Source organism: Klebsiella sp. 1SOBk5mer (assembly GCF_046603115.1).
GTDB classification, from domain to species: domain Bacteria; phylum Pseudomonadota; class Gammaproteobacteria; order Enterobacterales; family Enterobacteriaceae; genus Klebsiella; species Klebsiella quasipneumoniae.
In genome coordinates this window covers 472,915-488,470 of record NZ_JBKIUU010000001.1, presented here as the reverse complement: position 1 = coordinate 488,470, position 15,556 = coordinate 472,915, and the positions used below count along the sequence as shown (strand labels likewise).

Sequence of the window (15,556 nt, the reverse complement as noted above, 5' to 3'; positions counted from 1 at the left end):
CATCAGCCCGCCCCCCGGTTGTATTGATTCCACAGCGGCTGGAGCTCCTCGCGCCACACCCGGTCGTTCAGGTCGCCGGCGTGCCGCCAGCGGATAATGCCCTGACCGTCGATGAGAAACGTCTCCGGCGCGCCATAAACCCCCAGATCCAGGCCGAGCATGCCGTTGCCGTCGTACAGGCTCAGCCTGTACGGATTACCCAGGCGCTGCAGCCAGCTGATCGCCTTCTGCCGATCGTCTTTGTAGTTCATCCCCACCACCCGCACGCCCTGCTGCGCCAGGCCGTTGAGAAACTGATGCTCGGCGCGACAGGTTGGGCACCAGGTGGCCCAGACGTTAAGCAGCAGCGGCTTGCCGTCAATCAGCGTCCGTCGGTCCAGCGCCTGGCCGAGGGTATCCAGCGCTTCAAGGCGAAATTCCGGCAGCGGTTTGCCAATCAGCGCCGACTCGAGGGTCGTCGGGTCGTCGCCATCGGCGTTACGCATCAGCTGCCAGAACAGCGCGGCGGCCAGCGCCAGAAACAGCACCAGCGGGATAAACAGCAGCTTCCGGTTCATGAGGCCTCCTGCAGTTTCTTACGCATCCGGTAGCGCGGGTCGAGCATGCAGCACAGACCGCCGAGGGCCATCAGCACCCCGCCATACCAGATCCAGCGAACGAACGGTTTGTAGTACAGACGCACCGCCCAGCTGCCGTCGCTCAGTTCTTCCCCCAGCGCGGCGTACAGATCGCGGGTCAGCCCGCCGCTGATCGCCGCCTCGGTCATCATCATCCGGCTGGCGGTATAAAAGCGTTTCTCGGCATACAGCGTCGCTTCCGGGCGGCCGTTGCGGGTCACGGCAATGATGCCTTCCCCGCCGGTCCAGTTGGGGCCGACAATATTGCGCACGCCGTTAAACACGAAGTGATAGCGGTGGATATCGATACTGTCGCCGGGGCGCATCCGTACATCGCGCTCCACGCTGTAGTTCTGGCTAAAGGTGATGCCGATAACGGTCACCGCCACGCCGACGTGACCGAGCACCATCCCCCACTGGCTGCGGGTCAGCGTCCGCAGGCCGCGCCAGAAGCCGTGGCGATGGGTGGCCCGTTCGTGAACCTCCATCAGGGCGAAGATCAGCACCCACAGGGCCATCATCAGGCCAATGACCGCCATCGCGGTGATACGATCCTGCAGCAGCCACGGCAGCGCCAGAGAAAGTGACAACGTCACCACCAGGGCGTTCACCAGGCGCTTAATCTGCCTGGCGACGTCATCGCGCCGCCAGCGGATCAGCGGTCCCAGCCCCAGCAGCAGCGCAAACGGCGCCATCAGGGCGGTGAACATGGTGTTAAAGAACGGCTCGCCGATGGAGATGCTGCCGAGGCCCAGCTCTTTATGCACCAGCGGCAGCAGCGTTCCGAGGAGCACCACCAGCATCGCGGCCATCAGCAAAATATTGTTGCCAAGCAGGAACGACTCGCGCGACCACAGCGTATGTTCCACCCGCGCCCGCACCCTGCCACCCTTCAGGGCGTACAGCAGCAGCGACCCGCCGATGGCGACAATCAGCAGCGCCAGAATAAACAGCCCGCGCGATGGATCCGAGGCAAAGGCATGCACCGAGACCAGCACGCCGGAGCGCACCAGGAAGGTGCCCAGCAGGCACAGGGAGAAGGCGGCGATGGCCAGCAGCACCGTCCAGGCGCGGAAGCTGCCGCGCTTCTCGGTCACCGCCAGGGAGTGCAGCAGCGCGGTCCCTACCAGCCACGGCATAAACGAGGCGTTTTCCACCGGGTCCCAGAACCACCAGCCGCCCCAGCCCAGTTCGTAATAGGCCCACGCCGAGCCCAGCACGATGCCGAGAGTGAGGAACATCCACGCCGCCTGGGTCCAGGGACGCGACCAGCGCGCCCACGCGGTGTCCAGCCGCCCCGCCAGCAGCGAGGCGATGGCGAAGGCGAAAGCCACCGAGAAGCCGACGTACCCCATATAGAGGATCGGCGGATGAAAAATCATGCCGATATCCTGCAGCAGCGGATTAAGGTCGCGGCCGTCAATGGGGTACTGCGGCAGGCCGCGGCTGAACGGGTTGGAGGTAAAGAGGATGAACAGCAGAAACCCAAAGGCGATCATCCCCATCACCGCCAGCACCCGGGCGACGGCGTCGAGCGGCATCCGGCGGCTGAAGAGGGCGACGGCGAAGGTCCAGACGCTGAGCAGCAGGACCCACAGCAGCAGCGAGCCCTCGTGCGCCCCCCAGGTCGCCGCCACCCGATACCACACCGGCAGCGCGCTGTTGGAGTTTTCCGCCACGTAGCGGACGGTAAAATCGTTGACCACGAAGGCGTGCACCAGCAGCAGGAAGGCGCCGCCGATACAGGCGAACAGCCCGCAGGCCAGCGGCCGGGCCAGGGCCATCAGCCGCCGGTCCTGCCGCGCCGCGCCCCACAGGGGATAGACGCTCAGGAGCAGCGCCAGCCCCGCCGCCAGACACAATAAAAAGTTGCCCAGCTCCGGCATCATGGCTGCGCCTCCGCTTTCGCCGGCGTCATGGCGTTTTTCACCTCCGGCGGGGTGTAATTTTCATCATGCTTGGCCAGCACCTGCTGAGCGGTGATATGCCGCTCGCCGTCCAGAACGCCCTGGGCCACCACGCCCTGTCCTTCACGGAAGAGGTCCGGCAAAATGCCCTTATAGCTGACGTCCACGACCCCGCGGGCGTCATACAGCTTAAAGCGCACGTCGAGGGTTTGCGGGTCGCGCTGCAGGGAGCCGGGCTGAACGTAGCCTCCCACCCGCAGGCGCTGCCCGGTATGGGGCAGCGCCCGGGTTTCCGTTTTACCGTAGATAATTTCTCCCGGGGTGTAGAACAGATCGATATTGCTGCTCAGGGCGTACAGCGTCAGGCTGATGGTCAGCCCAAGGCCGGCGAGCACCGCCAGCACGATATACAGCCGGGTTTTACGACGCGCTTGCATCCGCGGCCTCCTTGTCATGTTCGCGAGCGGCCGCGATCCGCCGCTCGCGCGCCTGCTGGCGTCGCACCTCCTGGAATAGCGCCCGCCGCGCCCACAGCGTATGAACCGTCAGCAGGCCAAAGGCGGCGATGGCCACGGCCACCGCCAGCCAGACGTACAGGGCATAGCCGCCCATATTCAGGAAGGCGGCGAACGAAGAAAAAGCGGGGCTCATCGGGCGGCTCCTTTGTTAGCCAGCGCCATCACCCACGGCCGACGACGTTCCAGCTGGAGGATCAGGTTACGCAGGCGCATCAGGGTCAGGGTGACCGACAGCGCGAGGAAAGCAAAAATGCAGATCCGCAGCGGCAGACGCATGCTCGGGTCGATGGTTTGCTGCAGGTTGGTCGAGCCCTGGTGCAGGGTGTTCCACCAGTAAACCGAGTAATGAATGATGGGCAGATTGACCACCCCGACCAGCACGAGGATCCCCGCCGCGCGCCCGGCCAGGCGGCGGTCGTCAAAGGCGTGCCACAGGGCGATGACGCCGGCATACAGAAACAGCAGCACCAGCTCCGAGGTCAGGCGGGCGTCCCAGATCCACCAGGTCCCCCACATCGGCTTGCCCCACGCCGCGCCGCTGACCAGCGCCACCAGGGTGCAGACCGCCCCTACCGGCGCCAGGGCGGCGATCGCCAGGTCGGCCATTTTGATCTGCCACACCACCCCGACGAAGGCCGCGACGGCCATCGCCAGGTACAGCCCCATCGACCACATCGCCGCCGGGACGTGAAGATACATGATCCGGTAGCTTTCCCCCTGCTGATAGTCCGCGGGGGCGAAGCCAAAGCCCCACCCCAGGCCGATGACCAGCAACAGCGCGCTCAACGCCGCCAGCCAGGGGATCCAGCATCCGCACAGGCGGTACAGCCGCTCGGGGATCGCCAGTTGATGTAACGCTTTCCACATAGACGCTTACTCACACGGTTATGATGGCCGCGCCCGCAGGCGCAGCGAATTATTGCACGGTCAGCCGCAGCGCGGCGGCGGTGGCGAACGGGCACAGGGTGGCGCTGGCGGTTAAGAACGCCGCCAGCATCGCCAGATAGCCGCCGACCGGAAGCCCGGCCGCCGCCGCCTGGCAGGCCGCGGTGGCGAAAATCAGCAGCGGCACCGCCAGCGGCAGCACCAGCAGGCTCAGCAGGACGCCGCCGCGCTTCAGGCCGACGGTCAGGCCAACTCCCACCGCGCCAAGAAAACTGAGCGTCGGCGTGCCAAGCAGCAAGGTCAGCGCCAGCACGCCGGCGTCGTGCAGATTCATCCCCAGCAGCAACGCCGCCAGCGGCGAGACGATCAGCAGCGGCAGGCCGCTCATCATCCAGTGAGCGACCACCTTCACCAGCACCACCGCCACCAGCGGCGTCGGCAGAAGCATCAGTTGCTCCAGGGAACCGTCCTGCCAGTCGTCGCGAAACAACCGATCCATCACCAGCAGCGCCGCCAGCAGCGCGGCGACCCACACCACGCCCGGCGCAATCTGCGCCAGCAGCTGCGGCGCGGCGCCGACGCCGAACGGAAACAGGGTGATGACGATCAGAAAGAACCATAGCGGATTGAGGATCTCCGCCCCGCTGCGCCACGCCAGGCGCAGTTCCCGGGCCAACAGCGCTCTCATCATTGCCGCCTCCCGCCGTCGTCGCCGAGGCGCAGGGTGCGCAACGGGCAGCCCAGCGGCCGCAGCGGCTGATGGGTGGTGAGGATCGCGCTTCCCCCCTGCCGGGCGTGCTGCTCCAGGCGACGGGTCAGGGTTTCTATCGCCGTGGCATCGAGGGCGGTGAACGGCTCATCGAGGATCCACAGCGGCGCATCGGTTAACCACAGGCGGGTTAACGCCACCCGGCGCTGCTGCCCGGCGGAGAGCTGGCTTAAGGGGAGATCTTCATAGCCCGCCAGGCCGACGGCGGCGAGGGCGCTTTCCCGCTGCTGAAGGCGGCTGGCCGGAAAGAAGAAACGCAGGTTTTCATCGGCGGTCAGCGCCGCTTTGACGCCGGGCTTATGGCCCAGCCACAGCAGCTGCCGGTGAAATGACTCCCGCACCTGGGCCAGCGGCTGGCCCTGCCAGCTCACCACCCCGCTTTCCGGGCGCGCCAGGCCGCAAAGGATCCGCAGCAGCGAGGTTTTCCCCGCGCCGTTATCACCGGCGACCTGCAGCAGCTCGCCGGCAGCAAGGGACAGCGTCAGCTCCGCAAACAGCGGTCGATCGTCAACGATGCAGGTCAGTCGCTCTGCATGCAGCATGAAGGCAAACTCCTTGATTCAGACAGTATTTTACGTCCTGGCTAAGTCAGGGTTGCGTCGCGCGGGCGACGCAACCCTGACGGTTACTGTCCGGCCCCCGGCAGCTTCGAGATATCGGCGTTGCCTAACGCCTTCTCATCGTGCGCCGCGGTCTCCTTACGCACCTTCGCCACATCGCTGGCGCTGACCGCCGGCGCGTTGTTGCCCCAGCTGGTGCGGATGAAGTTGACCACATCCGCCACCTGCTGGTCGTCCAGACGCCAGCCGAACGACGGCATGGTCAGGTTGGAGACCGCATCTTTCACCGCCGGCGTGGTGCTCCCGGTCAGAACGATGTGGATCAGCGAAGTGGCATCTTCGGTCTGCACCACCGGGTTGCCCTTCAGCGACGGGAAGGCGCGCTGGTAGCCCGCGCCGTCGGTGCGGTGGCAGGCGGCGCAGTTATCGACATACAGCGCGGCGCCGGTTTTGCTGTCGTTACCCTTCCACAGATCTTTCGCCACGCTGTCTTCCACCGGGGCTGGGGTCTGTTTGCCGCCGCGCGGCGGGAGCGACTTCAGATAGCGGGCGATGGCGGTGATGTCGTCATCAGAGAGATACTGCAGACTGTGCTCCACCACATCGCTCATGCCGCCGAAGACCACCGATTTATCGTTACGTCCGGTTTTCAGGAACTCAGCCAGCTCGGCTTCGCTCCAGGTCCCCAGACCGTCGCGATTTTCGCCGCGCAGGCTGGAGGCGACCCAGCCGTCAATCGGCGCATTGCTGCCCGCCAGGTAATCATCGCCTTCGCTTTCGCTGAGCGCTTTTTCCTGCATCGTCAGGCTACGCGGGGTATGACAGGCGCCGCAGTGGCCCAGGCCTTCCACCAGATAGCGACCGCGCTCCAGCACCGGGTCAACCTGCGGGTTGGCGACAAAGTCGCTCGGCGTCGGGGCGAAGATGCCGCGCCAGAACGCCAGCGGCCAGCGCATCGACAGCGGCCACGGGATGTCGGTGTCCTTGTTGGCGACATTCACCGGCTCCACGCCATGCATAAAGTAGGCGTACATGGCGCGCATGTCCGCTTCACTGATCCGCGCGAATGAGGGATACGGCATTGCCGGATAGAGCGTGGAACCGTCTTTCCGCACACCCTTGCGCACCGCGTCGTCAAACTCTTCGAAGGTGTACCCGCCGACGCCGTGTTCTTTATCCGGCGTGATATTGGTGGAGTAGATGGTGCCGATCGGCGTCTCCATCGGCAGACCGCCGGCGAAAGGTTTGCCCGCTTTGCCGTTGGTATGGCAGGCGACACAGTCCCCCGCCCGCGCCAGATACTCCCCTTGCTTAATCAGATTGCTGTCCGCAGGCGCCTCTTCGGCGAAGGCCGCGCAGCTCAATGCCCCAAGCACCAGGGCCGATAACCATTGCATTTTCATCATCTGCCTTCCTTTATGCCTGCACCAGGGGACCCGGATTTTTCAGATACTGCTCGCGGATCGCCTTCGCTGACCAGTACGCCAGCGCGGCCACCGTGCCGGTTGGGTTATAGCCCAGCCCCTGCGGGAAAGCGGAGGCGCCGATGACGAAGACGTTATGCACGTCCCAGCTTTGCAGATAACGGTTAACGGCGCTGGTTTTCGGATCTTCCCCCATCACCGCCCCGCCGTTCATATGGGTGGTCTGGTAGGTGGTGGTATCAAAGTGGCTGTTGGCGTTTTTCGGGCTGCCGAGGATATATTTCGGCTTCATCGCTTTGGCGATCGGCGCCATCTTATCGAACATAAACTGCGCCATCTTGATGTCGTTTTCCTGCCAGTCAAAGGTCATGCGCAGCAGCGGCTGGCCAAAGACGTTTTTATAGTTCGGATCAAGATCGAGGTAGTTCTGCCGATAGGACTGGTGCGCGCCGTGAGCATCCATCGACAGGTGATGGGTGTAGGTATCGGCCACCGCCGCTTTCCATTTGCTGCCCCACGCCGGGGTGCCCGGCGGTACCGGGAAACCGGAGATGGGCTTGGTCCCGGCCTGGTTGACCCAGAACGGCGAACCGCCGACAAAGCCCGCCGCGCCGTGGTCGAAGTTGTCGGCGTTGAAGTCGTCGACGCCGACGCCGTTGCCGCCCGCGCCGATAAACGGGTTGGTGTAGGTATCTTTGTCGAAAATGGCCTTAATGGTGGTCATGTTCTGGTAGGCGAAGTTACGCCCCACCACCCCTTCGCCGGTCTCCGGATTGTAGGGTTTGCCGATCCCGGAGAGCAGCATCAGGTGCACGTTATGGAACTGGAAGGCGCCGATGATCACCAGGTCCGCCGGCTGCTCCATTTCGCGCCCCTGGCCGTTGACGTAGGTCACGCCGGTGGCACGGGATTTGTCGTCGGTCAGGTTGACCTTCAGCACGTTGGCGTTGGTCCGCAGCTCAAAGCGTTTTTCCTGGCGCAGCGCCGGCAGAATGTTCACGTTCGGCGAGGCTTTGGAGTACATGTAGCAGGCGTAGCCGCTGCAGAAACCGCAGAAGTTGCACGGGCCCATCTGCGCGCCGTACGGGTTGGTATAGGAGTCGGAAGTGTTGGCCGACGGCAGGTTGTAGGGATGGTAGCCCACCTCGAGCGCCGCTTTTTCAAACAGCTGCGCCGACCAGGTGTTTTTCTGCGCCGGCAGCGGGAAGTCATCTGAACGGTCCGGGGCGAAGGCGTTGCCGCCGCGGCCTTTACCGACGACCTTGCCTTTGATCGACCAGGCGGTCCCGGAGGTGCCGAAAACTTTCTCCGCTTTATCGAAGAACGGTTCCAGCTCGTCGTAAGTGACGCCGAAATCCTGGATGATCATATCCTGGGGGATGAAGTTTTTGCCGTAGCGCTCTTCATAGTGGCTGCGCATCCGCAGTTCGATGGGATCGACGCGGAAATGGACGCCGGACCAGTGCAGCCCGGCGCCGCCCACGCCGGTACCCGGCAGGAAGGCCGCCAGCTGGCGATACGGCACCGCCTGCTGGCTGGTGTTATGCCGGATGGTGACGGTGCTTTTCGACAGATCCTGGAACAACTTGCGGCGGATGTTGTAGGTCAGCTCATCAATCACCTGCGGATAGGCGCCGTCCGGCCAGGTGTCGCGCATCGGGCCGCGCTCCAGCGCCACGACGTTGAGCCCGGCTTCGGTCAGCTCTTTGGCCATGATCGCCCCAACCCAGCCGAAGCCGACGATCGCGACATCGGTTTTTTTCAATACGGTGGCCATGATTACGCCCTCTCCCCATTAATTGATACCGGCGGGAAGGGGTAGCGTTCGCCCCGTTCAACCCAATCCATAAAGTCGGCGCGCGCGCCGGGAAAATTAATCAGCGTCCAGCCGACCATGCCTTTGTTACCGCCATGGATCGGGTCGCTGAAGAAGCCTTCGCGGGTGTTCTGCAGCAGATAGGTGAAGAACAGCGAAGCCGGTAGCTGTTTGAACTCAGCTTTGCCCGATTCCCACAGGCCGAGCGCCTCGTCCTGCTGCTCGCTGCTCAGTTCAGCAAAGGTCTTGTGATACTTGTCCTGACACCAGGCCTCGGCATCGGCGATCCCGAGGTTATAGATCTGTTTGGGCACCAGCGGCAGCTGATAGCCCATCTCTTTCGGCACGTCGGGGTTGAAGGGCCCCTGCATATACCAGATGGAGCCGGTGGCGTAAGGGGTATTGAGCTGGCGGTCGATAAACTCCGGCACGCCGGCCTCTTTAGCGCCGGGGCCAAGTTCATCCGCCGGGATTAAGCGAGCGACAGCGGCGTTGATAAACGCCCACTCACGATCGTTGAAGAACTGCGGCTTCCAGTCGCTGGCCGCCGCCGTGTTCCCGGAGGCTGGCTCTGAAGCGGGGGCCGCCTGCGCGGTCGCGCTGGTGGCCACGCCAATGGCCCCTGCTCCCGCGCCGCCGATCACCACCGTCGGGATCAGCGCCATCGATTTCACCAGGAAATCACGCCTGGAATTGTTAGTTTTCTCGCTCGACATCATCACATTCCTGTCATTGAAAATTACTGTTTTTGTCGCTGACAAAACCAGTGAATGTCGTGCCGGAACCGATACCATTGCGCTTTTAAACCGCTTAGCGTCTGGCCCGGACCGGCAAGTCGGATAAAACATCGCCAGAGGCGATATCATTTATAGGGTTATCGTTTGGATAGTAGACGATTCTCAACGAAACGCGGGAAATCGGAGAGAAATTCACCGGAATGTCATCGTGAGAAGGGTGCTGCCATAACCTTGAGGCGGTAAACCGGCGGCGTTCACACCGCGCTGAGCTTACCCATGCGCCAAAAAAGAGTGACTTGTATCACAAATGTTATTTTTTGTTTATGGTACATGGCAGATTAAACGTCTGTAAATACTCGTATTAGGAATAATTAAACATTTTGAGCTGTTAAAAAAGTTACTACCCGTTGTTAACTATTTTGCATCTATTTCCCGGCTAACGCGTTCGGCTGGCGATACCCGTCCACAGGAGAAGAGAAGAGATGTTCGATCATGTGAAATTCGGCGTCAGCGACTATGCCGCCAGCAAAGCGTTCTTTTTACAGGCTCTGGCCCCGCTTGGCGTAACGCTGGTCGATGAAGGCGAGCCGACCTACGGCGCAGAGCTGGCGGGCAGCGGCGATGTCTCTTTGTGTCTCTATCAAAGTGCGGACAAACCGGCGCCGCTGCATATCGCCTTTCGCGCCGACAGCCGCGAGCAGGTGGATGCCTTCTGGCAGGCGGCGCTGGCCGCCGGAGGAAAGGACAACGGCGCGCCGGGGTTACGGCCCAACTACCACGCCGGGTACTACGCCGCCTTTGTGATTGCGCCAGACGGGCACAATATTGAAGCCGTGTGCCATCTGGCGTCTTAACAAACGGTTACCGCTGCGGAAAAATCCACACATCCTCCGCCGGGAGCGTCAGATGGCAGTGTTCAGCATCGCGCAGCGCGGTTCCGTAGGCGCGTAGCGGAAAGTCGTCACCCTCGGTGCGGAACAGGTACTCCCAGCGGTCGCCGAGGTACATGCTGGTCAGCAGCGGTAGCTGGAGACTGTTATCCTGCGCCGCGCCGTCAAGACGCAGGCGCTCGACGCGGATCACCGCCGTCGCCGGCTCGCCGACGCTGACCCCCTCGCCCGCTCGCCCCCACAGGCTCCAGCTGGCGCCTTCGATGCGCGCCCTGCCGTTCTCCAGCGCCATCACCTTGCCGTGCAGGCGGTTATTGCTGCCCATAAACTCGGCGGCGAACAGCGTCGCCGGGCTGCCGTACATCTCCTGCGGCGTCCCCTGCTGCTCGATGACGCCATTGTTCAGCAGCAGAATACGATCGGAGATGGCCATCGCTTCATTTTGATCGTGAGTGACCATCAGCGCCGAGAGGCCCAGCTTGATGATCAGCTCGCGCAGAAACACCCGCGCCTCCTCGCGCAGCTTGGCGTCGAGGTTAGAGAGCGGCTCATCCAGCAGGATCACCGGCGGGTTGTAGACCAGCGCCCGACCAATGGCCACCCGCTGCTGTTGGCCGCCGGAGAGCTGGTGCGGATGGCGGTTGCCAAGATGCCCCAGCCCCAGCTGATCCAGCACGCGCTGCACCCGCTCTTTTATCTCCCCGGCGGCGACTTTACGCAGCTTCAGCGGATAGGCCACGTTGTCGAACACCGTTTTGTGCGGCCACAGGGCATAGGACTGGAACACCAGGCCGAGGTTACGCTCTTCGGCCGGGATTTCGCTGCGCGGCGTGCCGTCGTACACCGTGCGATTGCCGATGGCGATCCGTCCGCTCGTCGGCTTCTCCAGCCCGGCCACCGCCCGCAGCAGCGTGGTTTTGCCGCTTCCCGAAGGCCCCAGCAGCGACACCACCTCTCCCCGGCCGAGCGTCATCGACACCCCTTTCAGCACCGGGTTGTCGCCATAGGTGAGATGCAGATTTTCTACCGATAACTCAATCATGTAATTTCACTCCAAAGCGCAGGGCGATGCCAAGGCCAATCACCACCAGCAGAATATTGATAAAGGAGAGCGCCGCGACGATATCGATGGCCCCCGCCGCCCACAGCGACACCAGCATCGAGCCGATGGTTTCGGTACCCGGCGACAGCAGATAGACGCCGGTGGAATATTCGCGCTCAAAGATCAGAAACATCAGCAGCCAGGAGCCAATCAGCCCATAGCGCGACAGCGGGACAGTGACGTGGCGGGTGATCTGCCCCCGCGAGGCGCCGGTGCTGCGCGCCGCCTCCTCCAGCTCCGGGCCCACCTGCAGCAGCGTCGAGGAGATGAGCCGCAGGCCATAGGCCATCCATACCACGGTGTAGGCCAGCCAGACGCTGAAGATGGTATTGCGCAGCGCGCGCAGCTGCACGATAAGGTGCTCCCGCAGCCAGTCCGCTACCGGCAGCGCCGAGAGCCAGCCATGCTTCAGCGACTGATCGAGCCACATCGGCACAAACAGGAACACCCACAGGAAGGCCAGACCGGCCAGCAGCCCCGGCACCGCGCGCGGGACCAGCACGCTGTAGTCAAGAAAGCGGGTGACGTTGTCCGCTTTGCGGTGCATGGCGATGCCGACAAACAGATAGCAGATCACCGCCAGCGCGCCGCCGACGATGCCGATAGCCATCGAGTTGACGATCGCCCGCAGCAGGTTGGGCTGCTGCCAGATATTGTGGAACGTCGTCAGCGACAGCTCATCCCACAGCGACACGCCGACGCCCCAGTTGGAGATAAAGGCGCGCAGCGCCACGCCGAGCAGCGGGACGCCGATGGTCACCGTCAGCCAGGCCACCACCACCGCCCCGGCCACCCAGCGCCATTTGCCCAGCGGCAGCGCCCGCGCCTGCGACGCCTTGCCCTTCATGGTGACAAAGCGGTTGGCGGTGCGCATCAGCCGACGCTGGAGCATGACCAGCGGGATGGTGATGCAGATCAGCACCACCGCCACCGCCGCCATCAGATGGTAGGAGGGGGTGCCAAGCTTATTGGTCAGCTTGTAGAGATAGGTCGCCAGCACCATGTTGCCCTCGGGGTCGCCCAGTACCAGCATCAGACCGAAGACTTCCAGACCAAGGAAAAAGAGCAGCACGCAGGCGTAAAGAATGGAGGGCCGCACCATTGGCAGACTCACCGAAGTCATCACCTGCAGCGGCGTGGCGCCGACGGTGCGCGCCGCCTCTTCCACATCCGAGCCGACGCTGCGCAGCGCCGAGGAGATATAGAGATAGGCGTGCGGCACGTGGGTTAAGCCGGCGATGACCACAATGCTGAACATCGAGTAGATATTCCACGGCACAAAGCCGATCAGCTGCTGCGCCCACTGGGAAAAGAAGCCTACCGGCCCGGCGGCCACCACGTAGCCAAAGCCCAGCACCATCGGCGAGACGAAGATCGGCACCAGGATCAGCGGCTCAATGAACCGCCGGCCGGGTAAATCGGTGCGTACCATCAGAAAGGCCAAAATACCGCCCAGCGGAATGGCGATAATCACCAGGCCAAAGGCCAGAATAAACCCTGACCTTAACGCCAGATAAAAATCCGGGTCGGTAAAAATAAAGGCGAAGGCTTCCAGACTCCAGGATTTGGAGCGGGAAAAGAACGGCGCGGAGAGAAAACTCTGCACCACAATAAATAACAGCGGGACGTAAATCACCAGCGCCGTGATGCACACCACCACGCCGCGCGGCAGCCCCTGCCACTTTCTGCGTAATACATTCATGGTTCATCCCTTTGGTCAGGTGAATAAACCCGCCGGGTGTGAATAAGGGGCATCGGCGATGCCCCGGGGGAGGATTATTTCGCGGCGGCGCTGCGCCATTGTTTAATAAACTGCAGACGTTTTTGCGGCTGTAAATAATCCAGCAGCGTTTCGTTGACCGGGATCGGTTTTAACGCTTTGCCCAGCAGCGTGGTCATGCCGTCGATATCATTTTTGCCTTCAATATCGCGACGAAGAGAGGGAATATCCGCCTGGCTGGCGAGGATCTGTTGGCCTTTTTCCGACAGGACATAATCCAGCCACAATTTCGCCGCATTGGGATGTTCGCTCTCCTGGCTAATAAACGAGACGCGGGAGAGCACCAGCACGTAATCTTTCGGATAGGCGATGCCTAAAGAGGGATCGTTTTTCGCCCGCGCTTCGGCATAGGAGCCAAGAATGTTATAGCCGATCAGGTTTTCGCCAGAGGAGACGCGCTCCATCATCGTGCCGGTGGAAGACTGCACCGTCAGGCCGCCTTTGGCGATATTCGCCAGGTCGGTAAAATAGTTCGCGTCGGCCTGGCTGTCCTGGACCGCCAGCATAAAGCCGAGGCCCGATTTTTCGATATCGTAGGTGGTGACTTTGCCTTTAAATTTATCGGCCTGGCTGGCGATCAATTTGGCCAGCGCGGTGTGCGAGTCCGGGACCTCATTCTGCGGGATCAGCCGTTTGTTATAGATAAATACCACCGGCTCGTAGGTGGTGCCATAGGCTTTCTGCTGCCACACCGCCCAGTCGGGTAATTGCTTCACCTCCGGCGAGGCATATTGTTCCGCATACTCGGTGGCTAATTTCAGCGCCGTATCCATCGATGAGCTCCACACCACGTCCCCGCTGCCGCCCCCGGCGGCCTGCTCGCTGATATAGCGGTTATACAGCTCGGTGCTGTTCATGTCGTTATATTCGACTTTTACGCCTGGATATTGCGCTTCAAATCCTTTAATTAACGGCCCGGCCGCTTTGGTATCGGTTGTGGAATAGATCACCACCTTGCCCTCTTTGACGGCGGCATCAACCGTTTTTTGATAATCCGTCGGATAACCCGCAGGCACCTCCGCCCAGGCGGCACAGGCGAAAACGGCCGTCAGTGAAACCACTAAACCACTTATTTTCTTATACATGATACCAACCTTTAATCATCAATTAATAAACACAAATTTAACATATAGTGGTATCAGCTCCCCTTGCAACGCCGGGGCTGGCTTTTTTCTGGCTTTTGTGACAGTGGCAGAATTTAAAAATGTGGTGTTTATGACGTTAATTAAAACGCGATCCCGGACCGGTTTTTTATCGTCTGTCGTATAACGCAGGCGCTGGCGCAGTGGCCTGTCGCCGGGAGAGTCCGCCCTTGACCTTCTGCGCCGGGCGGCGCAGCATAAAACGGCAAACATAACAAAATAACAACAGACTACAGGAGAGAATCAGTGCCAACAGGACACCGCTTTCTGGCGACGGATCTGCATCAGTTTGTCGTCTCACTGTTTACCCATCTCGGCAGCCGCTCAGAAGAAGCGACGCTGGTCGCCGACCATCTGATCGCCGCCAACCTGGCCGGGCATGACTCCCATGGCGTCGGGATGATCCCAAGCTATGTCAAATCCCACGCCGGCGGCTTTCTGCAGCTCAACCGCCACGCCACGGTCACCAAAGACGCCGGCGCCGTGGTCACCCTCGACGGCAACGCCGGCTTCGGCCAGGTGGTCGCCCACGAAGCGATGCTGTTAGGCATCGAAAAGGCGAAGCAGCACGGCATGGCGGCTATCGCCCTGCGCAATGCGCATCACGTCGGACGCATCGGCTACTGGGCGGAGCAGTGCGCCGCCGCCGGGCTGATCTCCATTCACTTCGTCAGCGTGATCGGCGACCCGATGGTCGCCCCGTTCCGCGGAAAAGACAGCCGCTTCGGCACTAACCCGCTGTGCGTGGTGTTTCCCCGCGCGGGCCATCCGCCGCTGCTGCTGGACTACGCCACCAGCGCCATCGCCTTTGGTAAAACCCGCGTCGCCTGGCACAAAGGAGAAGCCGTGGCGCCCGGCTGCCTGATCGACGCCCAGGGGCTGCCCACCACCGACCCGGCGGTGATGCAGACCTCGCCGCTGGGCGCCCTGCTCACCTTCGCCCAGCACAAAGGCTATGCCCTGGCGACACTGTGCGAAGTGCTCGGCGGCGCGCTCTCCGGGGGGCAAACCACCCATCAGGAAAGCCTGCAGACCAGCGTCGACGCCATCTTTAACTGCATGACCACCGTGATCCTGCGACCGGACGCGTTCGATGCCCCGGACAGCCAGGCGCAGACGGAGGCCTTTATCGCATGGTGTAAACAGTCGCCGCACGATCCCGATGCCCCGGTGCTGGCCCCCGGCGAATGGGAGGCCGCCAACCGCGAAGCGCGTCTGGCCGAGGGGATCCCGCTGGATGCAGGCAGCTGGCAGGCAATCTGCGCCGCCGCGCGCGACGTCGGCCTGAGCGAGTCGCATATCGCCCGCTGCCGCCCTCTCGCGTAGCGGCATTATCCCCTGCAGAGCGTCTGACGTCGGCGCTCTGCGTCATCGTCATTAGTGACGAGGTCACGCTCCCGTCATCCTTC

At 62.3% G+C, this 15,556-nt stretch carries 15 protein-coding genes; 2 read left to right on the top strand and 13 right to left on the bottom strand.

Annotation, left to right across the window (positions count from 1 at the left end):
* Positions 1 to 2: 2 nt before the first annotated feature.
* The 10 genes from ACLH1U_RS02385 to ACLH1U_RS02340 all read right to left on the bottom strand — a co-directional run bounded on the left by ACLH1U_RS02385 (position 3) and on the right by ACLH1U_RS02340 (position 9,215).
* On the bottom strand, positions 3 to 557 hold the full coding sequence (locus ACLH1U_RS02385; RefSeq protein ID WP_411299020.1) for a DsbE family thiol:disulfide interchange protein: 555 nt from the start codon (positions 555 to 557) through the stop codon (positions 3 to 5).
* Positions 554 to 2,506, bottom strand: coding sequence for a heme lyase CcmF/NrfE family subunit (locus tag ACLH1U_RS02380; RefSeq protein ID WP_411299019.1), 1,953 nt, complete (start codon positions 2,504 to 2,506; stop codon positions 554 to 556). The genes ACLH1U_RS02385 and ACLH1U_RS02380 overlap by 4 nt, the downstream gene beginning before the upstream one ends.
* Entirely contained in the window at positions 2,503 to 2,961 is a 459-nt protein-coding gene (gene ccmE / locus ACLH1U_RS02375) for a cytochrome c maturation protein CcmE (RefSeq protein WP_102002857.1), read from the bottom strand. The genes ACLH1U_RS02380 and ccmE overlap by 4 nt, the downstream gene beginning before the upstream one ends.
* Complete coding sequence (gene ccmD / locus ACLH1U_RS02370; protein ID WP_023290024.1) at positions 2,945 to 3,175, bottom strand: heme exporter protein CcmD; 231 nt, start codon at positions 3,173 to 3,175, stop codon at positions 2,945 to 2,947. Before ccmD ends, ccmE begins: the two co-directional genes overlap by 17 nt.
* Positions 3,172 to 3,909 carry a heme ABC transporter permease gene (locus ACLH1U_RS02365; RefSeq protein WP_032453186.1) on the bottom strand — a complete coding sequence of 246 codons (738 nt, stop codon included), beginning with the start codon at positions 3,907 to 3,909 and terminating at the stop codon, positions 3,172 to 3,174. Before ACLH1U_RS02365 ends, ccmD begins: the two co-directional genes overlap by 4 nt.
* A gap of 49 nt (positions 3,910 to 3,958) precedes the next feature.
* Positions 3,959 to 4,618 (bottom strand): heme exporter protein CcmB, encoded by a 660-nt coding sequence (gene ccmB, locus ACLH1U_RS02360; protein ID WP_023290026.1) that lies wholly within the window; start codon positions 4,616 to 4,618, stop codon positions 3,959 to 3,961.
* Positions 4,615 to 5,238: a cytochrome c biogenesis heme-transporting ATPase CcmA gene (ccmA, locus tag ACLH1U_RS02355; RefSeq protein WP_048297691.1), complete on the bottom strand. Its 624-nt coding sequence runs from the start codon at positions 5,236 to 5,238 to the stop codon at positions 4,615 to 4,617. The genes ccmB and ccmA overlap by 4 nt, the downstream gene beginning before the upstream one ends.
* A gap of 83 nt (positions 5,239 to 5,321) precedes the next feature.
* Positions 5,322 to 6,662, bottom strand: a complete 1,341-nt coding sequence (locus ACLH1U_RS02350) for a c-type cytochrome (protein ID WP_180812814.1) — start codon at positions 6,660 to 6,662, stop codon at positions 5,322 to 5,324.
* Between the two features lie 10 nt (positions 6,663 to 6,672).
* Positions 6,673 to 8,457, bottom strand: coding sequence for a GMC family oxidoreductase (locus tag ACLH1U_RS02345; RefSeq protein WP_102003965.1), 1,785 nt, complete (start codon positions 8,455 to 8,457; stop codon positions 6,673 to 6,675).
* Positions 8,458 to 8,459: 2 nt separating this feature from the next.
* The gene (locus ACLH1U_RS02340) at positions 8,460 to 9,215 is read right to left on the bottom strand and encodes a gluconate 2-dehydrogenase subunit 3 family protein (protein ID WP_004175724.1); all 756 of its coding nucleotides are present in this window, start codon (positions 9,213 to 9,215) and stop codon (positions 8,460 to 8,462) included.
* A gap of 500 nt (positions 9,216 to 9,715) precedes the next feature.
* On the opposite strand from ACLH1U_RS02340, the gene ACLH1U_RS02335 reads away from it, so the two are divergent.
* Positions 9,716 to 10,087: a VOC family protein gene (locus tag ACLH1U_RS02335; RefSeq protein ID WP_048335932.1), complete on the top strand. Its 372-nt coding sequence runs from the start codon at positions 9,716 to 9,718 to the stop codon at positions 10,085 to 10,087.
* 7 nt (positions 10,088 to 10,094) lie between these two features.
* On the opposite strand, the gene ACLH1U_RS02330 is transcribed toward ACLH1U_RS02335, so the two are convergent.
* The 3 genes from ACLH1U_RS02330 to ACLH1U_RS02320 all read right to left on the bottom strand — a co-directional run bounded on the left by ACLH1U_RS02330 (position 10,095) and on the right by ACLH1U_RS02320 (position 14,090).
* Positions 10,095 to 11,165, bottom strand: coding sequence for an ABC transporter ATP-binding protein (locus tag ACLH1U_RS02330; protein WP_002908292.1), 1,071 nt, complete (start codon positions 11,163 to 11,165; stop codon positions 10,095 to 10,097).
* Positions 11,158 to 12,927, bottom strand: coding sequence for an ABC transporter permease (locus ACLH1U_RS02325; RefSeq protein WP_004189548.1), 1,770 nt, complete (start codon positions 12,925 to 12,927; stop codon positions 11,158 to 11,160). The genes ACLH1U_RS02330 and ACLH1U_RS02325 overlap by 8 nt, the downstream gene beginning before the upstream one ends.
* A 74-nt stretch (positions 12,928 to 13,001) precedes the next feature.
* Entirely contained in the window at positions 13,002 to 14,090 is a 1,089-nt protein-coding gene (locus ACLH1U_RS02320) for an ABC transporter substrate-binding protein (RefSeq protein ID WP_374014621.1), read from the bottom strand.
* A 303-nt stretch (positions 14,091 to 14,393) separates the two neighbouring features.
* On the opposite strand from ACLH1U_RS02320, the gene ACLH1U_RS02315 reads away from it, so the two are divergent.
* Positions 14,394 to 15,473: a malate/lactate/ureidoglycolate dehydrogenase gene (locus tag ACLH1U_RS02315; RefSeq protein ID WP_032453190.1), complete on the top strand. Its 1,080-nt coding sequence runs from the start codon at positions 14,394 to 14,396 to the stop codon at positions 15,471 to 15,473.
* Positions 15,474 to 15,556 lie beyond the last annotated feature (83 nt).